Genomic DNA, 20,414 nt, shown 5'->3' with positions numbered 1-20,414 from the left:
CGTACGGGAAACGCGCGCCACCGGCCGGGGCGTGCGCCCGGCGTCCGGCACGGCTCACGGCGGTTCGGCCGGGCCGGCCCGTGCGGGCTCCGGTCGACGGGACGGTTCGCGCAACGCGATGGACGTCGCCATCGCGGCCACCGGCAGGACGGCGAGGACCACCAGCGCGCCGCGTGGCCCGTGCCTGCCTGCCACGAGGCCCAGGAGCGGCATGAACAGGCCGCCGGCGCTCACCGCGAGACCGAGCGTCACGCCGGCGGCCGTCCCGGGCCGGCTCGGCAGGTAGTCCTGACCGAGCTTGATGAGCACGGCGAACGGGATGTTCGAGACGAGCCCGACGAGCAGGGCGAGCGGCAGGGCCCCGTACACGCTGTCGCAGGCCAGCATCGCCCACAGGGCGGGCAGCATGGCGGCGTTCCCGATCTGCACGGTGCGGACCATGCCGATGCGGTCGGCGAGGCGCCCGCCGATGAGCGTGCCCAGGACGCCGCCGCCGAGTTCCAGGGTCAGCGCCACACCGCCGAGGCCGCTTGTGGCGCCCAGGTGGCTGATCCAGTAGAGCGAGATGAAGGTGTTCAGGCCGGTCGAGATCGTGGAGCGGACGACCTCGACCGCCGTGAGCGCCGCGAACCGTTTGGGCTGGTCCCTGCCCTGGCTGAGGATCTTGGCAGTCGTGGCGCCCGCCGTGCGCGTGTGGTGGCGCAGCAGGACGAAGCCCATGAGGACGGCCGGCGGGACGAACAGCGCCGTGGCGCCGATCCCGAGGTTGTCCAGGGCAGGCGTGACCAGCGCCGGTCCCACGAAGAAGCCGACGCTTCCGCCCGCCGCGAAGTAGCTCATGGCGGTGGCGCTGCCACCGGCCGCACGGCGTGCGTCGCGTCCGGCGGGCGGATGGAACATCGCGATGCCCACGCCCGCGAGCAGCAGCAGCGCGAACACCAGGGGATAGGAGGGCGCGAGCCCCGACAGGCCCGCCCCGGCGCCGGCCAGGCTGATCCCGAGCGGCGACATCCAGCGCAGCCGGTGGCGGTCGGCGAGCAGCCCGATCGGTATCTGGGGCAGCGCGCTGCCCAGCGTCGCGGCCAGCGCGAGACCCGACGCCTCGACGTAGCTGAAGTGGCGCTCCAGCACGAAATAGGGGACGGCGGCGGGCACGAGGCCCTGGTAGAAGTCGTCGACCGCGTGGGCGGTGGCCCACACGCGCATCCGGCGCCAGTGCCCGGGCGGATCGGCGGTGCCGCCCCCGTCGGCGCCGCCGTCGCGTGGGCGGGTCGGTTCCTCGGTCGAAGTCACCTCTCCACGATGGGGAAGGGGACGCCCGGCGCGCTTCCCGTATTCCGCCGATCCGTGTCGCGAACCCGCCAGGCGTTGCCGCCGTCAGCCGCCCGTCACGGACTCCGTCTCGGCCGCGTACAGCCGCGCCGGGTCGAACCCCATGCCGGAGAACTGGCCCGCGAGTTCCAGGGAGAGCACGCCGTGCAGGCGGGTCCAGAAGGTCAGGGCCTGGCGCAGTTGCGAGGGCGTGGCGGGGTGCTCGCCGGCCCAGGCCCGGTGCTCGGCGAGGTGCTCGTCGAGCGCGGACGCCGGTAGCGGGCTCTGCCGCGCGGCGGCGCAGGCGGCGTCGAGGACCGTACCCATGATCTCCTGGCTGATCTGTGTGGTGTCCTCGGGTGCGTGGTACCCGGGCACGGGTGTGCCGTAGATGAGGAAGTAGCGCTGGGGGCCGGCGAGCGCCCACCGGCGCAGGGTCTGCGCCAGGTCGTCGAGGCCGGCGCCCGCGGCGGCGCGGGCGCGCACCGTGTCGGCGAGGTCGCGGTAGGCCTCCCTGATGAGCTCGGTGATCAGCTCGTCGCGGTTGGCGAAGTAGCGGTAGAGGGCAGGTCCGCTCATCCCCATCCGCTTGGCGATCGCGTTGAGGGACAGGGCGGCGGCCCCCGCCGCGCCGATCTGCGCCCAGGCGTGCTTCTTGACCTCGTCCCGCACCTGGGCGCGGTACCGCTCCCTAGGCGTTCCCGTGTGCGAGTCCGTCACGAGCTGCCTCCCGATCGTCCGTGGCCGGCGCCTGCGCCCCACCGCTGTCCGTTGTTGTTAGAGGCTATCACTCAAGCACTTGCCTCTCACTCCCGAAGGAGTTATAACTTCTAACGAACGCGAATTCTTCTATCGAGAAAGGTGCGGGTCATGAGTGCCGAAGGAAGCGAAGGAACCGAAGGACTCGTCAAGGTCGTGCTGCCGGGCATCGTGGCGCCGGAAGGCCTTCAGGTCGTACGGGCCGACGTACCGGACCCCGGCCCGGGGCAGATCGTGGTCGCCATGGAGGCGACCGGCGTCTCGTTCGCCGAACAGCAGATGCGCCGCGGCCGGTACTTCGACCAGCCGCCGTTCCCGTTCGTGCCCGGGTACGACCTGGTCGGCCGCGTGCTGACGACGGGCCCGGGCGTCGACCCGGGCCTGGCCGGCCGGCGGGTGGCAGCCGTGGTGAAGGTCGGCGGATGGGCAAGCCAGGTCGTGATCGACGCGGCGGACGCCGTCGAGGTCCCCGACGGCGTCACGGCGGCGGAGGCGGAGACCGTGGTGGTCAACGGCATCACCGCATGGCAGATGCTGCACCGTGACGCCCGGGTGCGGGCGGGGCAGACCATCCTGGTGCACGGCGCCAACGGCGGCGTGGGCTCCGTCCTGGTCCAGCTCGCGCGTGCGGCAGGCGTCAAGGTGATCGGCACGGCCTCGCCGCGCCACCACGACGCCCTGCGCGAGCTGGGCGTCATCCCGGTCGACTACCGCGCGGGCGACGTACCCGCCAGGGTCCGAGAGCTCGCGCCCGGCGGGGTGGACGCCGTCTTCGACCACATCGGCGGCCGCAGCGTCGTCGACTCCTGGCACCTGCTCGCGCGCGGCGGCGCGCTCATCTCCTACGGCACCGCCTCCACGCGCGACGACACCGGCTCCAAGCAGTGGCCCGTGCTGAAGATCATCGCCCGCACCACGCTGTGGAACGCCCTGCCCAACACCCGCCGCGCCAAGTTCTACAACTTCTGGGCCGGGCAGGCACGCCACGAGGACCGCTTCCGCGCCCGGCTGCGTGCCGACCTCACCGAGGTCTTCGCCGCGCTGCGCCGCGGCGACATCTCGGCCCGCATCGCCGCCGAGCTGCCGCTCGCCGACGCGTCAAAGGCGCTGAGTCTCGCGGAGTCGGGCACGGTCAGCGGCAAGGTCGTCCTCACCCCGTGACGCTCTGCCTCGCGCGGGCATGGCCGCGTGTCAGACGGTCTTGACGGAACCCCCGTCGATCAGCAAATCCGTGCCGGACATGCCGGCGGCCGCCGGTGAGGCGAGATAGGTGACGGCCGAAGCGATCTCGGCCGGCTCCAGCAGGCGGCCGATGGACATGCCCGTCGCCGCCGGGACCTGGGCGAGCAGCTGCTCCTGGGTGACCCCCATGGAGCGGGCCAGCTCCGCGCCGTAGCCGTCCGGGCTCTCCCACAGCGCGGTACGCACCGCGCCGGGCGAGATGGTGTTGACGCGCACGCCCTGCGGCCCGAACTCCTCCGCCAGTGCCTTGCCGAAGGCGGTCAGTGCCGCCTTCGCGGTGGTGTAGGGGACGGGGCCCGAGTGCGGCATCCGGGCGCCGTTGGACGAGATGTTGACCAGCGCCCCTCGGCGGCGCAGCAGGCTGGGCAGTGCCGCACGGCTGACCCGCACGGCGGCCAGGAAGTTCAGTTCGAGGGACTCCTGCCACTGCTCGTCGGTGAAGGAGAGGAAGCCGCCGGTCCGGCCCTCTCCGTCGCCGCCGCCGACGTTGTTGACGAGCAGGTCGATGTCGCCGAGCTCGGCGGTGGCCCGATCGATCAGCCGGGCGGGGGCCTCGGGGGCCAGCAGGTCCACGGGTACGGCCAGGGCGCCGGTCTCCTTCAGCCCGGGAGTGATGGTGCGGGCGGCGGCGACCACGCGGACGCCTTCGGCGGTGAGTGCCTGGACGGTGGCCAGCCCGATGCCTCGGCTCGCGCCGGTGACCACGGCGGTGGTGTTCGTCAGTTGCAGATCCATGAGTGCACTCCTGTCGTGGCAATGGAACCAGTCGCAACTGTGGCGACGCGTCAACGCTAGTAGATGCAACAGTTATGATGCAACTAACCTCAGAGTCGCATCCCGGATGTACTGTCTGGTGCATGGAGACGAAGGGGCGCGCGATGCGTGCCGATACCGAGCGGACGGTGCGCACGATCCTGGAGGCGGCGGAACGCGTGCTGGCCGCCGACCCGGCGGCGACCATGGAGCAGATCGCGGCGGCGGCCGGGGTGGCCCGCACCACCGTGCACCGCCGCTTCGCCACGCGCGAGGCGCTGGTCGAGGCGCTGGTGGCGTGGGCGACCGAGCGGTTCCACCAGGCCGTGGAGGCCGCCCGCCCGCTCACCTCGCCGCCGCTGGTCGCCCTGCACCAGGTGACCGCCAACGTCCTTCAGGTGAAGATCGGCTGGAGCTTCGCGATGAGCGGGCCCGCCGCGTCCGGCTCCGAGGCGGCCTACGAGCACGCCGACATCCTGGCCCAGTGCGATGAGCTCTTCCGCCGCGCGCGGGAGGCCGGCTTGGTGGCCGCAGGCACCGACCTGGTGTGGGCGCGGCGCGTCTACTACGCCCTGATCCACGAGGCGGCCGAAGAGGGCCGCGACCTTGTCGACGCCGGCGCTGTCGACCGGCTGGCCGCGCGTGTGGTGGACACGCTCCTGCACGGCGTCGGTGGCGGCCGCCCCCGATGACGATCACGTACGAGTGGCGCGGCGACTGCGCCTGGGACGGCGGCATGATGGCCGGCTTCGTCAACGTCGGCTGGGACGGCGGCGATCACGCCTTCGTCCTGGACGCCGTGGTGGCCCGCAGCCACCGCTCACGCGGCGTCGGGCCGCGCTCGTGGCGGCCGCGGCCGGGGGCGCCAGGGCCGCCGGCCGCGAGTGGTCCCATGTCCCCTCAATCGCCGGCGCCGCACCCGTGCGTGCCCGGGGGCCGAGGTCAGCGCTCGAAGACGCCGGTCAGCCGGCCGCGTGCGAGGACGGGTGCGGTGATGGCGGGCAGGAGGGTGCGAGGCCGTGCCCGGGCCGGTGCCGCTGTTCGGGGTGTGCTGTCCACGTGGGCCGCGAGGGCGAACAACTGGAAGGTGTAGCGGTGCGGCCCGTGGCCTTTGATGGGCCCTGGGCCGTGGTATCCGCGCCCGATGGTGGACCGCAGCAACCGCAATCCGGTGGCGGGCCGCTGTGCATCGAGGACGCCGGGCTCCAGGTGTCCGGCTGCCGGGTCGATCAGGGCGGCGCAGTGCACGGCGGGCTTGGCCAGGGGGACGTCGAGGTCCTCGACGACCAGGAGGAGTTCGACGGTGCCGTCCGGCGGCGCAGTCCAGGCCAAGTGGGGGGACAGGTTGTCGCCGCCGACGTTCTTCAGGCAGTGCTCCAGCGGAATCGAGTCTCCCTCGCCGAAGTGCCGGCTGGTGACGGTCAAGGACTCGGTGCTCTGCAAATTGGGCAGATTCCAGGCGGCGTGGGTCTCTCCTGCTCTGCGGTTGTTCAGGAGCCGGCCGAGCAGGGTCATCGTGTTGCCCCGATCATGTCGGTGATTTCAGCGGCGGTGGCGGTCTCGCCGAGCTTCGGGAAGACGCGTTCGGTGCTGTGGCGGTGGGCATCGGCATCGGGGTCGCTCATGGCGTCCGTGGCCAGGACCACGTGGTAGCCGTGGTCACAGGCCGAGCGCGCGGTCGACTCGACGCCCGCGCTGGTCGATAGGCCGGCCAGCACGATCTGGGTGACGCCCAAGTCCCGCAGGAGGGTGTCGAGGCCGGTGTCGTGGAATGCGCTGCGCCGCCGTTTGGTGATCAGGTGGTCGGTCGGCCGGACGTCGAGTTCGTCGATGAGATCGGCCCAGCCGGACGGTGGTTCGGCGTTGCTCCAGGGCCGCTTGGCCTCGGTGCGTCCCGGCGCGCGTCCGGTGACGTTGACCAGGACCACGGGCAGGCCGTGCCGCCGGAACTCGGCCGTCAGGCAGATCGCCTGTTTGACCGCGGCAGCCGTCCGGCTGTCGTTCCGGGTCGCCACGATGCCCTTTTGCAGGTCGATCACAGCGAGTGCGGGCACGGGGTCGATCGCTGTCAGTGCCATGGGTGCTTCTCCGGTGGATGTGGACTGGTTGCCGGAATCGGGGCGCGCGGCGCTCCGCCCGCGTCGTTGCCGGCAGCGGTACCGCCGACGGCCCGCGCCCCTCGCCAGGCGATCGGCCACCTCGCCGCGTGGCCCCCTCCGGCGGCACGGCGCGGGGGCGTATGTCCTGGGAGGACTCGTCATCAGTGTGCTTCCCTGGGGCCGTCGGGATCAGACGTTCTGGGCCAGCCGCTCGAGCAGCGGCGCGGCCGCCGCGAGTTGTTCCAGCTCAGTCTGGGTGAACGCGCTGTCGACCAGGGCCCGGGCGACGAGCTCGGCCCGCGCGTTGCGCTTGTCCTTCAGCGCCTGCATGCCGGCGTCGGTCACCGACAGCACCATGCGCCTGCCGTCATGCGGATCCGGCCGGCGTTCGACCAGGCCACGTGACCGCAGCGCACTGAGTGTCGCTCCCATGGCCTGGGCTGTGATCTGCGCCTGCCGGGCCAGCGCCGAGGAGGTGGCTGGGCCTGAGCGATCCAGCTGGGACAGTGCGGACCGCTCGGGCATGGTGAGTCCACCCTCGACGGGCACGTGGCGCACCCGTCGCACCAGCATGCTGAGACCGGCCAGCAGGTCCGAGGCGACTTCTTCGGGGTCCAGGCCATCGTTCATATGCCAAGGCTAGCTTATCAGGTAGACTTAGTAAATCCACGCCGAACCCGTTCCCGGGCCGCGGGCGCCGCGATGCGGCAACCGGAGAGGTCCGGCGCGCGGACGCTCATCCCGCCGATCGGCGGGGCCTGTTCGAAGCTGCGGTCCACCGGCCGCACGGGTCCGAGGTCCTCGCACCCGCTGACCGTGCGGCGTCTGGCCGGCCGGGGCTGCGAGGCTGTCGGTGAACAGCCGTACGTCGAGTTGGAGCAGGCGGCGACGATCAGCCGTTCCTTCGAAGTGCAGATCGTGCCGGGGCTGTTGCAGACGGAGGACTACGCCCGCGCCGTTCTGGCGCCTGGGCGTTCCAATCCTGACAAGGTGGACGAGCTCGTCAGCGCTCACTCGGACACCAGGCGATCTCGGGGCGCACGCGGGCGTGGACGGCTTCCGTCAAGGCCAGATCCTGGCCGAGCCGGAGCACGTCAAGGAGGCGTCCCGCACCTACGAACTGCTCTCGGCCGATGCGCTTTCCATCGGCCGGTCAGCCGAGTTGATTGCCTACATCCTGAAGGAACTCAAACGATGAAGCGCTCACGCGCCCTGGTCGATGTGGTGTGGTGTAAGTCCAGTTGCAGCGGCAACAGCGCTGGGAACCGCGTCGAGGTCAGCTTCGGCCTGCCGGGGGCGGTACCCGTGCGGGACTCGAAGCGGCGTGGCGGGGACGTCCTCGTCATCCCCGCCGCCGCCTGGGCGCGGTTCGTGCGGCAGGTGTGACCTCAGCCGCCCGCGCGGGGCGGGCGTCGCCGGATGACGGCCGACAGCACGACGGACAGCACGATGCCGCCGAAGGCGTACGCGCCGAGCACGCAGAGCGGGCCCGTCACCGCGTTCCCCGAGAAGTAGACGATGTTGCGCACCGCGTTGGTCGCCGCCCCGGTCGGGATGTACGGGCCGACGGTGCGCCAGAACGGGGGCAGCAGCGGGTACGGGTAGGCGCCGCCCGCGCTCGGATTGCCGATGACGACGAACAGCAGGATCGCCACGCCGATACCGAGGACACCCAGCAGGACCTGCAACGCCACCGTGACCGCGGCCGCCGCGAACACCGTCAGCGCGCCCACTGCCCAAAGCTGTGCGAAGTGCCCTGGCAGCGCGTGCAGTACCGGGCCCGCGATGATCGCGCCGCCCAGCCCGGACGCGACCGCGTACAGGGCCAGCGCGATCAGCCGGATCACCGTGCGGTGCAGCGTGCTCGGCCGCGCTCCCGCCACCACGGCGAGGATCGAGGCGGCGAGGTAGCCGCCGACCATCCACCCGATGACCAGGTAGAACGACGCCAGTCCTCGCGAATCCCGGCTGCTGGGCGCCCGGATGTCCCGGGTGCGCAGCCCCCGGTGCTGGGACGACTCGACCTTCCGCACGACCTGCTCGACAGCGGCGGCGACGGGCGGACCGTCCGCCGATGCGACGAGCAGGGTGTCGGTCCTGCTCCTCGGGTCGACCACGAGTGCGGCGTCCACATCGCGGCGCAGGATCTCCTGGCGCGCCTCGGCCTGCCCGGCGACGGTGCGGGCCTTCAACGGCGAACCCGGCAGCGAGTCGAGGCGGGCCGCCGTCTGCTGCGCCTTCTGCCGCGGTGCGGCCACGGCGATGGGGATCCGGTGCGGGCTCGGCGCGTGGAAGGCCCCGATGTACGAGACGATGAAAGCCAGTTGGAGGAGTAGCGCCCCGACGACGAGGAGGAATCCGCGCAGGTTGACGGAGTCGCGCACCTCCGAGACGAATCCGGGCGTGCCCGGCGGCCGGTCGGACGCGGGGGCGGAAGCGGAGGAACCCAACTCGGCCGTCCTCTCGGACCGGTCCGGGACCGCCCCCGTCCCTGGCCCGCTCTGCGCAGGGCCGGTGCCGGCGATCCGGCGGCGCTGCGTCCGCGAGTGGGACTCTTCGGCGTACGCGGGACGGTCCGCGCACCCAGCGCATCATGCCGGGAATGCCGGACATCATCCGTGCGACGCGCCGCCTGCCGGAGCCCGCCCCTTCCTCCTGGACACGGTCTTCTGATCGCCCGCGCGTTCGGCGCCCGACGTGCAGCGCGCGGCGTCCGCGTCCAGGAAGATCGGAGGGTCGGGCGGGTGGCGTCGCGGTGGCGAACACGCGAAAAGCCCGTGGCGCCCGTGCGTCCGGTGCACGCGGTGGCGTCGGCGAACCCGGCGGCTCTGCGCCGGGGAACGCGCGAATCGCTCGTAGCGCTCGCCCTCCAGCCTGCCGATGTGTCGGCTGTGCACGGGGCCTGGCCCGGCGTGGGGTCGTTGCGGCGGCCCCGCCACTGTGCCATGACCTCTGTCAGCGGCTGCCCTCGCACGGGCAAACGCGCGGATTGCCGCCGGTCCTGCCGTCCCGCCAGGACCGGCACCGACCCGCGTAGGGCGCCCGTCATCAGCACCCGCCACGCGATGCCCGTACGCCCGCGCCTGACGCCGTGCGCTGACCGTCGACGAATGAGCTCTGCGCCGCGGTGCGCGGCAGCCGTCCACCGGCCCGGGGTGCCCCGAGACACGGTGCCCCGCCCCGGCAACCGTGCGGCGGCCCGTGCCGGGGCGGGGCGCCGCCGCCCGCGCACGCGCGCCGCGCGCCGCACGCCGCCCCGTGCGTGCGGCCTGCGCGTACGTATGCTCGTCGGATGACTACGTACGCGCCCGACGGGTCAGGGGCCGATGACCGGCCCGTCGCCAACCGGCCCACCGCCAACTCCATGCGCCGTGCCCTCAAACGCGCCAGGGACGGCGTCGCGCTCGACGCCGCCGAGGCGGCCGTACTGCTGCGGGCCCGAGGCGACGACCTCACCGACCTCGCCGCGTCCGCCGCGCGCGTCCGCGACGCCGGGCTCGAGGCGGCGGGGCGCGCCGGGGTCATCACGTACTCGCGCAAGGTGTTCATCCCGCTCACCCGCCTGTGCCGTGACACGTGCCACTACTGCACCTTCGTGACCGTGCCGGGCAAGCTGCGCCGCGCGGGCCACTCGATGTTCCTCTCGCCCGACGAGGTACTCGCGATCGCCCGCGAGGGCGCGGCCCTCGGCTGCAAGGAGGCGCTGTTCACGCTCGGCGACAAGCCCGAGGCCCGCTGGCCCGAGGCGCGCGAGTGGCTGGAGGCCGAGGGGTACGACGACACGCTGGCGTACGTGCGCGCCATGGCGGTCCGCGTCCTTGAGGAGACGGGGCTGCTGCCGCACCTCAACCCGGGCGTCATGTCGTGGACGGACCTCCAGCGGCTCAAGCCGGTCGCCCCGTCCATGGGCATGATGCTGGAGACGACCGCGACCCGCCTGTGGTCCGAGCCCGGCGGCCCGCACCACGGCTCGCCCGACAAGGAGCCCGCCGTGCGGCTGCGGGTCCTTGAGGACGCCGGCCGGTCCAACGTGCCGTTCACGACGGGCCTGCTGATCGGGATCGGCGAGACGTACGAGGAGCGCGCCGACGCCCTGTTCGCGCTGCGCCGCACCGCACGCGCGTACCACGGCATCCAGGAAGTCATCGTGCAGAACTTCCGCGCCAAGCCGGACACGGCGATGCGCGGCATGCCCGACGCCGAGCTGGAGGAGCTGGCGGCCGCGATCGCCGTCGCCCGGCACATCCTCGGCCCGTCGGCGCGCATCCAGGCGCCGCCGAACCTGGTCGACGCCGAGTACGCGCTGCTGATCGGCGCGGGCATCGACGACTGGGGCGGCGTCTCGCCCCTGACACCCGACCACGTCAACCCGGAACGCCCCTGGCCGCAGATCGACGAACTGGCCGCGCGCACGGCGGAGTCCGGATTCGAGTTGCGCGAACGCCTCACCATCTACCCGGAGTTCATCAAGCGCGGCGAGCCCTGGCTCGACCCGCGCCTGCTCCCGCACGTCACCGCGCTCGCCGACCCGGAGACCGGACTCGCACGCGAGGACGCCGTGCCCGCCGGCCTGCCCTGGCAGGAGCCGGACGAGGCGTTCACCTCCAGCGGGCGCGTCGACCTGCACAGGACCATCGACACCGAGGGCCGCACCTCCGACCGCCGCGACGACTTCGACGCCGTGTACGGGGACTGGGACGCGCTGCGCGAGGCCGCGGCGCCCGGCATGGTGCCCGAGCGCATCGACACGGACGTGCGCGCCGCGCTGGGGCAGGCGGCCGACGACCCGACGCGGCTGACCGACGACGAGGCGCTCGCCCTCTTCCACGCCGACGGGCCCGCCCTCGACGCGCTCACCCGCATCGCGGACGAGCTGCGGCGCGACGTGGTCGGCGACGACGTGACGTACATCGTCACCCGCAACATCAACTTCACCAACGTCTGCTACACCGGCTGCCGTTTCTGCGCGTTCGCGCAGCGCCGCACCGACGCCGACGCCTACACGCTGTCGCTCTCGCAGGTCGCCGACCGCGCCGAACAGGCCTGGGAGGTCGGCGCGGTGGAGGTGTGCATGCAGGGCGGCATCCACCCGGACCTGCCCGGCACCGCCTACTTCGACATCGCGCGCGCCGTGAAGGAGCGGGTGCCGGGCATGCACGTGCACGCCTTCTCGCCGATGGAGATCGTCAACGGCGCCTCGCGCACCGGCCTTTCGATCCGCGAGTGGCTGACGGCGGCGAAGGAGGCCGGGCTCGGGTCGATCCCCGGGACGGCGGCGGAGATCCTCGACGACGAGGTCCGCTGGATCCTCACGAAGGGCAAGCTGCCGACGGCGACCTGGATCGAGGTCGTCAAAACAGCGCACGAGCTGGGCATCCGGTCGTCGTCGACGATGATGTACGGCCACGTCGACCAGCCGCGCCACTGGCTCGGCCACCTGCGCACGCTCGCCGCCGTCCAGCAGGAGACCGGCGGTTTCACGGAGTTCGTCACCCTGCCGTTCATCCACACCAACGCGCCGGTCTACCTGGCGGGCATCGCGCGCCCCGGCCCGACCGACCGCGACAACCGCGCGGTGACGGCGATGGCGCGGCTGCTGCTGCACCCGCACATCCCGCACATCCAGACCAGCTGGGTGAAGCTGGGTACGCAGGGCGCGGCGGAGATGCTGCGCTCGGGCGCCGACGACCTCGGCGGGACGCTGATGGAGGAGACCATCTCCCGTATGGCCGGCTCCGGTTACGGCTCCTACAAGTCCGTCAAGGACCTGACGGCCATCGCCGAGGCGGCGGGCCGGCCGGTACGGCCGCGTACGACGCTGTACGGGGAGGTGCCCGAGGAGCGCCTGCGTGCCGCGTCGGCGTCGGACGGCCACCTGCCCGAGCTGCTGCCGCTGGTGGCGGACTGAGCAGTGCGGCGAACCGGCGGCGAACCGGCGGCGAACCGGCCGCGCGGACCGGCCCGGCGGAGGTAGGTTTGCGCTTCGCGGGCGGCCCGGCGGGCCGGCGGGGTCGACGGACCGGTGTGTGTGGGGAGTGACGCGTGAGCGCGGTGTGGGGCCGGGCCGAGCAGCAGGACTTCCGCAGCCGTGTGCGCGGCTGCCTGCTGGGCGGCGCCATCGGCGACGCCCTGAGCGCCGGCGTCCCCGGCGCGGAGCCCGGCGCCCAGGCCCGTGACGAGCCGGTGCCCGGCCCGGTGACGTGGGCGACGCAGCTGACCCTCTTCACGGTGGACGGCCTGATCCGCGCGCAGGTGCGCAGGGACACCGGCCAGTGGCACCCCCCGACGGACGTGCACCGTGCACACCGCCGGTGGTTCGCGACCCAGCACGACTGGGGCCCCGACGAGCGCCGTGCCGACAACGGCTGGCTGGCCATGGAGGAGTGGCTGTACGCGCGCCGCGACCCGCCGAGGCCGCTGCTGCTCGGCCTCGGCGACGACGTGATGGGCACGCGCGACAAGCCCAAGAACCCGCGGGCACACGACGCGGGCGCCGTGCTGAGGTCGGCGCCGTTCGGGCTGCTTGTGGGGTGGGAGCCCGAGCTGGTGTCCCTGCTCGCCGGGGAGTGCGCGGTGCACACGCACGGGCATCCCGCCGCCTGCCTCGCGGCGTCCGCCTACGCGGTCATCGTGCACGGGCTCGCGCGCGGCGCGCCCCTGGCGGCCGCGGTGCAGGGCGCTCTCGCGGTGCTGGCGACCGAGCCCGGCCATGAGCCGGTGGCGCGGGCGCTGGGCGAGGCGCTGGGCAGCGTACGGCTGGGCGCCCCGGACGCCGAGCGCGTCGCGTCACTCGGCGCGGCGGGCGGGGCGGAGGACGCGCTCGCCGCCGCGGTGTACTGCGCACTCGTCGCCGAGGATGTACGGCACGGGCTGTCCCTCGCGACGTCGGGCCCGACGGCCGCGTCCGCGCCGTCGCTGTGCGGGGCACTCCTCGGCGCCTGGCACGGCGAGACGGCGCTCCCGCCTGCGTGGCTCGCCGAACTGGAGGGCAGGGCCACGATCCTCGAACTCGCGGACGACCTCGCGATGGAACTCACCCAGCCCCAGGCCCTGCACGGCGACGGCACACGGGCCGGCGCGTGGCTGCGCCGGTACCCGTGTGCCTGAACGCGTATGCCTGACAGGCGGGTTCAGGCTGTCGGCTCGCTCTCCGCGCCCTTCGACTGCTGTGAGGGAACGGCCGCGGCGCCCTGCGCCGCCGGCCCGGGCCCGTCCTCGTTGATCTTGGCGAGCAGCTCGTCGAGGCCCGGCCTGTCCTGCGGCTTGAGGAAGCCGAGGCCGATGTAGAGGATCAGCGAGACCACGAGCGGCACCGAGACCTGGTACTCCAGGCCGACCCCGCCCGAGACCGCCCAGTTGATCGGGTAGTTCACCAGCCAGAACGCCACCAGGCCCGCCGCCCAGCTCGTGATCGCCGCGAACGGTCCCGAGCGGCGGAACGTGCGCAGCATGCCGAGCATGAACGGGATCGCGATCGGGCCCATCAGGCCCGCGACCCACTTGATCACGACGGTGATGATGTCCTTGAACGTGGGCGAGTTGACCTGCGTCGCCACCGCCATCGAAAGGCCGAGGAACGCGATCGTCGACCAGCGCGCCGCGATCAGGCCCGCACGGCTCGACCACGTACGGGCCGCCTTCGACAGCACCGGCATCAGGTCGCGCGTGAACACGGCGGAGATCGCGTTCGCGTCACCCGAGCACATCGCCATCGTGTGCGAGAAGAAGCCCACCACGATCAGGCCCAGCAGGCCGTGCGGGATGAGCTGTTCGGTCATGAGCGCGTACGAGTCCGAGGCGTCCGGCTTGGTCGCGTGCACGAGCAGCGGCGAGCACCACATCGGGAAGAACAGCACCAGCGGCCAGATCAGCCAGAGCACCGAGGACAGCGTCGCCGAGCGGCGGGCCTCCCGTGGCGAGCGCGTCGCCATGTAGCGCTGCGCCTGGTTCCACATGCCGCCGTTGTACTCGAAGGTCTTGATGAAGAGGAACGCCACCAGGAAGATTCCGGTGTACGGGCCTGCCGTCGGGTCCCCGTGCCCCGAGGGCAGCTTGTCCCACACCGTCCACAGCGTGCTGAACCCGCCCAGCTTCGCCATGACCGCCACCAGCATGGCGATGCCGGCGACGAACTGGATGATGAACTGGCCCAGTTCGGTCAGCGCGTCCGCCCACAGGCCGCCCACCGTGCAGTAGAGGGCCGTGATGGCACCGGTGATCATGATGCCCTGCGTGAGGGTGAGGCCGGTGAACACCGAGAGCAGCGTGGCGATCGCGGCCCACTTGGAGGCCACGTCGACGATCTTCAGCAGCACGCCCGACCAGGCCAGCAGCTGCTGCGTCTTCACGTCGTAGCGGTCCTTGAGGTACTCGAGCGGTGACGCCACGTGGAGCCTTCCGCGCAGCCGGTTCAGCCGGGGCGCGAAGAGCCGGATGCCGATGGCGACGCCCACGGCGATCGGCAGGGACCACGTCCAGAACGACGTCACGCCGTACGTGTACGCGATGCCGGCGTACCCGGTGAACATCACCGCGCTGTAGCCGGACATGTGGTGGGAGATGCCCGAGAGCCACCAGGGCATCTTGCCGCCGGCGGTGAAGAAGTCGCTGACATTGCCCACGCGTTGGTGCGACCAGGCACCGATCGCGATCATCACGGCGAAGTACGCGATGAGCACGACCCAGTCGAGGCTGTTCATGTGCCCCCTCCAGGGGTCCGCCTTGTGAACGTCCGGTGCTCTCTGCCGGGTCACGGGCGGCGTCGGCTCTGGATGGCCGACCGGAGACAATCCCCTGCGGGTTGGGGGACTTCGGGGGATTGAACCCTCTGAGGCGGGGCGCGGTCAAGGTCCATATGGGTCAGAGATGTGAACGCCAGTCAACTAAGCGAACGATTTTGCCATCCCTTGACCAGGTAAAGAGTTGTCATGGTCGTGACGGCCCCCACACGATGGGTGGGCTCTCTGCTGGGCTCATCGAGCAGGTAAGGCAATCGGCCGGGCGGGATGCGGGTCGCGCCCGGCCGGCGCGAGGAAGGAGGGCGCGGAGGAGGCGCGGAAGTCAGGCGGGCGAACCGGAGGGGCCGCGTGTCCGGCTGCGGGCACGGCCGAGCCCCCTCGGCCAGGACGGCGGACCGGTCGAGAGGGCTCTGAAGGTGGTGCGTGTCGTGCGTGTCGGACGGACGGGTCAGAACCCGCCGCCGTTCACCTCGGTCACGAAAGACGTCCACGACGCGGGGGAGAAGGCGATCGAGGGGCCCTCGGGGGCCTTCGAGTCCCGCACGTCGACCGCCAGGACCTGGGGGGACCTGACCTCGACGCATGCGCCGTTTCCGCCGGAGTACGAGGACTTGGTCCACGTGTCCGTAGCGCCCTGAAGGATTGCCATCTTCTTCACTCCGGTTCGGCAAGTGGTGTGAAAACACGCCAACTTTCTGCTGGCAAGATCGACGCTACTCGCCTCGCCCCCCGGACGGGGGAGCCGTTCACTCATTCGAGTGGCATATACCAAGTGAGTCTTCCGGGCGAGCGGTTGCGAGGTGTACCGTGCCCGCAATCATGATCAACACCCGTCTGCGACCGGCTACTTGGCGTACTCCTTCGCGATGGCCGCGATGAAGTCCCTGGTCTGCTCGACGTTGAGCGCCTGGGCGCGCAGGTGCTCGTACATCACGCTGTAGCGCTGCACGTCGTTGGCCTTCTCCAGGTACAGGTCGCTCGTCACGCCCTCGATGTAGACGACGCTGGAGTCGGAGGCGTCCGGGAACTCGAGGATCGCGTAGTGGCCGCTGATGCCCGGGTGCGCACCCATCTCGAACGGCAGCACCTGCACGGTCACATGGGGCAGCCGGGACTGCTCGACCAGGTGCTCGAGCTGCTCGCGCATCATGTGCCGGCCGCCGACGACGCGGCGCAGCGCCGACTCGTCGACCACGGCCCACAGCCGCAACGGGCTCTCGATGTCCTTGATCCGGTCCTGCCTGCGCATGCGGACGCCGACGCGCTTGTCCACGTCCGACTTCGCGTACTCGGGCAGTGCGCCCGCGACGAGCGCCTCCGCGTACTGCGGCGTCTGCAGGAGCCCGGGCACCACCTGGGGTTCGTAGACGCGCAGCGACGCCGCATCCGTCTCCAGGCCGATGTAGACGCTGTACGGGATGTCGCCGAAGGCGTGCCACCATCCTTGCTGGCGCGAATCCTTCGCCATCTGCATCAGCGAATCCACGACGCGGCGGTCCTCGACCTCGTACACCCCGCACAGGTCGCGCACGTCCCGCTGGCTGATCGACCGGCGCCCGTTCTCCAGCCGGCTGATCTTGGACTGCGAGACCAGCAGCCGCTCCGCCACCTCCTCGGCCGTCATGCCCTTCTGCTCGCGGAGCCTGCGCAGCTCCTGGCCCAATCGGCGTCGCCTTACGGTGGGGTTGACGTTGGACGCCACGGGGACTTGCACCTCCGGGTGGTGGGGCGTGCGCGTGCAGCGGTAGCTGTACGTATCTACTGCTCAGCAGATTGCCATCGATGGGCCGGGCCGCGCTGGGAAACGGCGATACAGGACCGCCGGGCCCGCGCACCCGCGTGGACGCGCGAGGCGGGGCGTGGGCGCCCGCACGCGCGTGCGGGGCAGTCCGGATGGGTCCGGACTGCCCCGCACGTACGTCACGGCTCCTGTGCGGCCGCCAAGGGGCCGCTCAGCGGTCCTAGTGGACCACCGCACGGGCCATGCTGCCGCCCCGACGCGGCTGCGACGGCACGCCTCCCGGCCGGCCGGCCGCCGGCGTGCCCGCGGCGCTCGCGCCCTGCGCGGACGCGTGGCGCGGCTGCGCGGCGACGCCGTTCTGCACGTCCATCACGGCGTGCGCGACGAGCCCGCCCATCGGGTCGTGCCTGATGAGATCCCTGAGCCGGGAGCGCGACGAGCGCCCCTCGTTGCCGGGATAGAGGTGCTTGCCGAGACCGACCGCGTGGGCCAGCGCGGCGAGCGCCGCGGTCCGCGGGTCCGGCGGTACGCCGGTGCGGATCGCACTGTCCAGCCGGGCCCTGATCTCCCGGCTGACCGCCGTGTCCGTCGCCTGGTAGCGCGTCGTCGGCAGCACTCCGCACATCTGGCCCGCCACGGCATGCACCATGCCGCACCGCTCCAGGTGGCAGAGGTAGGTCTGGCGCAGCCCCAGCCGGGGCCCGCCGATCCAGTGGACGGCCCGTACCGGGCTGCCGCGTCTGCGCAGCAGCTCCAGTGCGGAGTCCAGCGTCGGATCTCCGGTCGGCCGCGGCATCACCACGGCGATACGATCCCCGTCAGGGGCTATCCGCCCCGCCAGAGCCAGCTCCACTAGCTGTGCTCCGGCCAGGCCTAGGTCGAGCGACTGCGGCTGCGCTGTGGTACCCGTGGCCGGGTCCAGAGCGAGCAGTAGAAGCTCCTCCGGAATTGTTCTGCGGCTCCTGCCCATCCATGCCTCCCCGCGTGGATGAATGACAGGGTGACCCCTCTCACATTGGTCTGTCGAGAGCGCCTGGGTGCTTTGTATGGGAACCGTTATGTATGTCGTTCTCGTCTAGGACATGGGCGGCGGTCCTGAACGGGAAACTGGAAGACGGTCCGGACGGCGCGGTCCGGCGCCGCAGGGCGCCGACGGCGGAGCGATACGAAGGAGACACGGTGGCGGGCGAGTCCCCCGGCAAGTCGGAACAGCAGAAGTCATCGGGGGGGACGGCTCCGGAGGCACGAGAGCGGCCCGCCGCGGCACCGCGCGAAGCGGGGGCGGACGACGCAACGGTTGCGGATGCGAACGGCGAAGCGGAGGCGGACGCGGCGATAACCGGGGCCTCCGAGGCCCCGGAAGCCCCGGACGAGCCCGCTGACGCGGCGCCGGCCGGTGCGGCCGGTGAGAACGGCAGCGCCCCCGACGAGGACGGCCCTGACGACGCGGCCGAGGCGGCGGAACCCGCGGCGGGGCAGGACAGCCTGGACGGCACCCCCGGTGCGGACGGTCCCGAGGCAGCCGACGCGACGTGGATGCGCCGGGCCGTGGTGTCCGGCGGGACGTTCCGGGCGGTGCTGCCGCTGCGGACGGTTCCGGAGATGAGGTCGAGGCGGCCGACGCGCACTCGGCTACGCGGCGTTCGTCGGATGAGGACGACGTGGACGCGCCGGGCCGTGCGGCCGGGCACGACGGCCCGGACGACACCCCCGGTGCGGACGGTTCCGAGGCGGCCGACGCGGACTCGGCGACGCGACGTTCGTCGGACGAGGACGATGTGGACGTGCCCGGCCGTGCGGCGGGGCAGGACGGCCCGGACGGTCCCGGCGACGAGGCCGAGGCGGACGACGCGGACGCGTCCCGGGTCTCCGAGCCGGGGGCGCAGCCCGAGGCAGAGCCCGTAACGGCCGATGCCGATGACGATGACGACGGGGGCGCGGACGCGGCTGCCACCGCCGGCGAGGCGGCGGGCGACGGCACGTCCGGGCGCGGCCGCGACGACGACGCCGACACCGGCGACGGGCCCGCCGGCAAGCGCCCCGCGGCGGGCTCCGGCGGGTCCGCGCCGGCCGGCGCGCCGGGCGCGACTTCCGTCCCCGCCCCCGCCAAGGCCGGCGGAGACCGCACGTCCAACCCCCGCGGCTCCGCCGCGCCCGCCGCGCCCGGCGGCCCCCGGTGGGCCAAGGGGGTCGACCAGCCCACGACCGCCATGCGTGTCGCCCCCGTGGCTGCGGAGCCGCCCGTCGACCAGCCGACCACCGCCCTGAAGGTGCCCGCCGCGCCGCCCCTGAACGGCGGCAAGGACGCCGGGCCCGCCGGGTCCACCGGGATGGCCAGGTCTGCGGGGCCCGGCGCGTCCGCCGGCAGCACTTTCGTGCCGCTCAAGCGCGACGACGCGGCCGCGCCGGCGCCCGCGGCCGCGGCCGCGCCGGCGCCCGCGGACCCCGAGCGCACCACCCAGCAGCCCGTGCCGCCCAAGGCCCCGCTCGACCTGCTGGCCGAGCTGACGAACACGCCCGACACCCCGGCCCGCACCGTCCTGCGGCGGCTGCGGATCTGGACACCGCTGGTCGTGCTGCTGGCGATCGTCTACGTCGTCGTGCAGGGGGTGCGCCCCCTCCCCGAGCCCTCGCTCGCGCTGACCGCGGACTCGACGTACCGCTTCGACGGCTCCGCGCCCCAACTGCCGTGGCCCTCCGAGGGTGAGGGCTACCTGTCCGCGCCCGGCCTCGGCACCATGGACTCCTTCGGTCAGCAGAAGTCCGTTCCGGTCGGCAGCGTCGCCAAGATCATGACCGCGTACCTCGTGCTGCAGGACCACCCGCTCAAGGTGGGCCAGAAGGGCCCGTCGATCACCATCGACAAGCAGGCCGAGCAGGAGGGCGGGCTGTCCAGCGAGGGCGAGTCGACGCTCGACACCGTGAAGGCGGGCGACAAGCTCTCGCTCAAGGACGCCCTGTCCGCGCTGATGGTGCCGTCCGCGAACAATATCGCCCGCCTGCTGGCGCGTTGGGACGGCGGCTCACAGGCCGCGTTCGTCAAGAAGATGAACGCCCAGGCCAAGGCGCTCGGCATGGACAACACCACCTACACGGACCCGTCCGGCCTGAAGGCCACCACCGTGAGCACCGCCGAGGACCAGGTCAAGCTGGCGGAGAAGGTCGTCGGGATCCCCGCGCTCATGGCCATCACGGCACTGCCGAGTTGGACGGACCCCTCCGGGCACACCTGGCGCAACTGGAACACGCTCGTGCCCTACCACGGCGCGATCGGCATCAAGACCGGCACGACCACCGCCGCCGGCGGCAACCTCGTGTTCGCCGCCAAGAAGAACGTCGACGGCAAGGACCAGCTCGTCGTCGGAGCGATCTTCGGTCAGCACAAGCCGCCGATCATCGACACGGTCAACGCCGTCAGCAAGACGGCGATGGTCGCGGCCGAGAACGTGCTGAAGCGGGCCACCGTCGTCAAGAAGGGCCAGGTCGTGGGCGAGGTCGACGACGGCATGGGCGGCACGACGCCCGTCGTCGCGACGGCGGACGCCAAGGCGGTCGGCTGGGGCGGCCTCACCGAGCAGCTGCGGCTGACGGCGGAGTCCGGCGGCATCCCGCACTCCGCGAAGGCCGGCACGCGCGTGGGCACGCTCACCGTGGGCAACGGCCTGAGCAGCACGAAGATCCCGGTCGCGCTGCAGAAGGACCTGGTGGAGCCCGGCTTCGGCGCGAAGCTCTCGCACTTCTGAGCGGGCTGTCCGAAGCGCGCTGTCCGAA

The 20,414-nt window shown here is 72.4% G+C and carries 18 protein-coding genes and 1 pseudogene; 8 read left to right on the top strand and 11 right to left on the bottom strand.

Features of this window, described 5'->3' with window-relative positions; genetic code table 11:
- Nucleotides 1-54 precede the first annotated feature (54 nt).
- Both IH48_RS0101545 and IH48_RS0101540 read right to left on the bottom strand, forming a co-directional pair.
- Nucleotides 55-1,206 carry an MFS transporter gene (locus IH48_RS0101545; RefSeq protein ID WP_037840910.1) on the bottom strand — a complete coding sequence of 384 codons (1,152 nt, stop codon included), beginning with the start codon at nt 1,204-1,206 and terminating at the stop codon, nt 55-57.
- Between the two features lie 171 nt (nt 1,207-1,377).
- Nucleotides 1,378-2,031 (bottom strand): TetR/AcrR family transcriptional regulator, encoded by a 654-nt coding sequence (locus tag IH48_RS0101540; RefSeq protein ID WP_030897992.1) that lies wholly within the window; start codon nt 2,029-2,031, stop codon nt 1,378-1,380.
- A 150-nt stretch (nt 2,032-2,181) separates the two neighbouring features.
- On the opposite strand from IH48_RS0101540, the gene IH48_RS0101535 reads away from it, so the two are divergent.
- Nucleotides 2,182-3,231: a medium chain dehydrogenase/reductase family protein gene (locus IH48_RS0101535; RefSeq protein WP_030897990.1), complete on the top strand. Its 1,050-nt coding sequence runs from the start codon at nt 2,182-2,184 to the stop codon at nt 3,229-3,231.
- 30 nt (nt 3,232-3,261) lie between these two features.
- Here the strand turns inward: IH48_RS0101535 and IH48_RS0101530 are convergent, their stop codons facing one another.
- The gene (locus tag IH48_RS0101530) at nt 3,262-4,047 is read right to left on the bottom strand and encodes an SDR family NAD(P)-dependent oxidoreductase (RefSeq protein WP_030897987.1); all 786 of its coding nucleotides are present in this window, start codon (nt 4,045-4,047) and stop codon (nt 3,262-3,264) included.
- A gap of 122 nt (nt 4,048-4,169) precedes the next feature.
- On the opposite strand from IH48_RS0101530, the gene IH48_RS0101525 reads away from it, so the two are divergent.
- Complete coding sequence (locus IH48_RS0101525; RefSeq protein ID WP_030897984.1) at nt 4,170-4,757, top strand: TetR/AcrR family transcriptional regulator; 588 nt, start codon at nt 4,170-4,172, stop codon at nt 4,755-4,757.
- A 250-nt stretch (nt 4,758-5,007) separates the two neighbouring features.
- On the opposite strand, the gene IH48_RS0101520 is transcribed toward IH48_RS0101525, so the two are convergent.
- From IH48_RS0101520 to IH48_RS0101510, 3 genes are all read right to left on the bottom strand, one after another.
- Entirely contained in the window at nt 5,008-5,508 is a 501-nt protein-coding gene (locus IH48_RS0101520) for a YbhB/YbcL family Raf kinase inhibitor-like protein (RefSeq protein ID WP_234434083.1), read from the bottom strand.
- A gap of 68 nt (nt 5,509-5,576) precedes the next feature.
- A complete protein-coding gene (locus tag IH48_RS0101515; protein ID WP_030897979.1) occupies nt 5,577-6,143 on the bottom strand; it encodes an isochorismatase family cysteine hydrolase in 567 nt (188 codons plus the stop codon).
- A gap of 210 nt (nt 6,144-6,353) precedes the next feature.
- On the bottom strand, nt 6,354-6,794 hold the full coding sequence (locus IH48_RS0101510) for a MarR family winged helix-turn-helix transcriptional regulator (RefSeq protein ID WP_030897978.1): 441 nt from the start codon (nt 6,792-6,794) through the stop codon (nt 6,354-6,356).
- On the opposite strand from IH48_RS0101510, the pseudogene IH48_RS37580 reads away from it, so the two are divergent.
- From IH48_RS37580 to IH48_RS0101500, 3 genes and pseudogenes are all read left to right on the top strand, one after another.
- A pseudogene (locus tag IH48_RS37580) lies at nt 6,795-7,121 on the top strand (Scr1 family TA system antitoxin-like transcriptional regulator); the annotation flags it as partial. It lies immediately after the preceding gene.
- A 91-nt stretch (nt 7,122-7,212) separates the two neighbouring features.
- A complete protein-coding gene (locus IH48_RS36110; protein ID WP_158710219.1) occupies nt 7,213-7,362 on the top strand; it encodes a hypothetical protein in 150 nt (49 codons plus the stop codon).
- Entirely contained in the window at nt 7,359-7,550 is a 192-nt protein-coding gene (locus tag IH48_RS0101500) for a DUF397 domain-containing protein (RefSeq protein WP_030897976.1), read from the top strand. Before IH48_RS36110 ends, IH48_RS0101500 begins: the two co-directional genes overlap by 4 nt.
- Before the next feature lie 2 nt (nt 7,551-7,552).
- Here the strand turns inward: IH48_RS0101500 and IH48_RS0101495 are convergent, their stop codons facing one another.
- Nucleotides 7,553-8,614 carry a membrane protein gene (locus tag IH48_RS0101495; protein WP_030897974.1) on the bottom strand — a complete coding sequence of 354 codons (1,062 nt, stop codon included), beginning with the start codon at nt 8,612-8,614 and terminating at the stop codon, nt 7,553-7,555.
- 842 nt (nt 8,615-9,456) lie between these two features.
- Here IH48_RS0101495 and IH48_RS0101490 point away from each other — a divergent pair.
- Complete coding sequence (locus tag IH48_RS0101490; protein ID WP_078849388.1) at nt 9,457-12,072, top strand: bifunctional FO biosynthesis protein CofGH; 2,616 nt, start codon at nt 9,457-9,459, stop codon at nt 12,070-12,072.
- Nucleotides 12,073-12,206: 134 nt separating this feature from the next.
- Nucleotides 12,207-13,271: an ADP-ribosylglycohydrolase family protein gene (locus tag IH48_RS0101485; protein ID WP_030897971.1), complete on the top strand. Its 1,065-nt coding sequence runs from the start codon at nt 12,207-12,209 to the stop codon at nt 13,269-13,271.
- A gap of 23 nt (nt 13,272-13,294) precedes the next feature.
- On the opposite strand, the gene IH48_RS0101480 is transcribed toward IH48_RS0101485, so the two are convergent.
- The 4 genes from IH48_RS0101480 to IH48_RS0101465 form a co-directional block, all read right to left on the bottom strand.
- Entirely contained in the window at nt 13,295-14,863 is a 1,569-nt protein-coding gene (locus IH48_RS0101480; RefSeq protein WP_030897969.1) for a sodium:solute symporter family protein, read from the bottom strand.
- 487 nt (nt 14,864-15,350) lie between these two features.
- A complete protein-coding gene (locus IH48_RS0101475; protein ID WP_030897967.1) occupies nt 15,351-15,551 on the bottom strand; it encodes a DUF397 domain-containing protein in 201 nt (66 codons plus the stop codon).
- Nucleotides 15,552-15,746: 195 nt separating this feature from the next.
- Nucleotides 15,747-16,604, bottom strand: coding sequence for a helix-turn-helix domain-containing protein (locus IH48_RS0101470; RefSeq protein WP_030897966.1), 858 nt, complete (start codon nt 16,602-16,604; stop codon nt 15,747-15,749).
- A 259-nt stretch (nt 16,605-16,863) separates the two neighbouring features.
- Nucleotides 16,864-17,613 (bottom strand): GOLPH3/VPS74 family protein, encoded by a 750-nt coding sequence (locus IH48_RS0101465; RefSeq protein WP_030897964.1) that lies wholly within the window; start codon nt 17,611-17,613, stop codon nt 16,864-16,866.
- A 691-nt stretch (nt 17,614-18,304) separates the two neighbouring features.
- Here IH48_RS0101465 and IH48_RS0101460 point away from each other — a divergent pair.
- A complete protein-coding gene (locus IH48_RS0101460; protein ID WP_051838958.1) occupies nt 18,305-20,386 on the top strand; it encodes a serine hydrolase in 2,082 nt (693 codons plus the stop codon).
- Nucleotides 20,387-20,414 lie beyond the last annotated feature (28 nt).

It is taken from the genome of Streptomyces sp. NRRL F-5126, assembly GCF_000721265.1.
GTDB lineage: Bacteria > Actinomycetota > Actinomycetes > Streptomycetales > Streptomycetaceae > Streptomyces.
The sequence above is the reverse complement of the archived record's forward strand: the minus strand, read 5'-3'. Positions and strand labels throughout refer to the sequence as shown.

What these genes read in the sequence shown, in the direction of transcription:
- IH48_RS0101545 (WP_037840910.1), bottom strand. Translation starts at nt 1,206, where the DNA reads ATGCGCGTGTGGGCCACCGCCCACGCGGTCGACGACTTCTACCAGGGC.
- IH48_RS0101535 (WP_030897990.1), top strand. Translation starts at nt 2,182, where the DNA reads ATGAGTGCCGAAGGAAGCGAAGGAACCGAAGGACTCGTCAAGGTCGTG.
- IH48_RS0101530 (WP_030897987.1), bottom strand. Translation starts at nt 4,047, where the DNA reads ATGGATCTGCAACTGACGAACACCACCGCCGTGGTCACCGGCGCGAGC.
- IH48_RS0101525 (WP_030897984.1), top strand. Translation starts at nt 4,170, where the DNA reads ATGGAGACGAAGGGGCGCGCGATGCGTGCCGATACCGAGCGGACGGTG.
- IH48_RS0101515 (WP_030897979.1), bottom strand. Translation starts at nt 6,143, where the DNA reads ATGGCACTGACAGCGATCGACCCCGTGCCCGCACTCGCTGTGATCGAC.
- IH48_RS0101510 (WP_030897978.1), bottom strand. Translation starts at nt 6,794, where the DNA reads ATGAACGATGGCCTGGACCCCGAAGAAGTCGCCTCGGACCTGCTGGCC.
- IH48_RS0101500 (WP_030897976.1), top strand. Translation starts at nt 7,359, where the DNA reads ATGAAGCGCTCACGCGCCCTGGTCGATGTGGTGTGGTGTAAGTCCAGT.
- IH48_RS0101490 (WP_078849388.1), top strand. Translation starts at nt 9,457, where the DNA reads ATGACTACGTACGCGCCCGACGGGTCAGGGGCCGATGACCGGCCCGTC.
- IH48_RS0101480 (WP_030897969.1), bottom strand. Translation starts at nt 14,863, where the DNA reads ATGAACAGCCTCGACTGGGTCGTGCTCATCGCGTACTTCGCCGTGATG.
- IH48_RS0101475 (WP_030897967.1), bottom strand. Translation starts at nt 15,551, where the DNA reads ATGGCAATCCTTCAGGGCGCTACGGACACGTGGACCAAGTCCTCGTAC.
- IH48_RS0101465 (WP_030897964.1), bottom strand. Translation starts at nt 17,613, where the DNA reads ATGGGCAGGAGCCGCAGAACAATTCCGGAGGAGCTTCTACTGCTCGCT.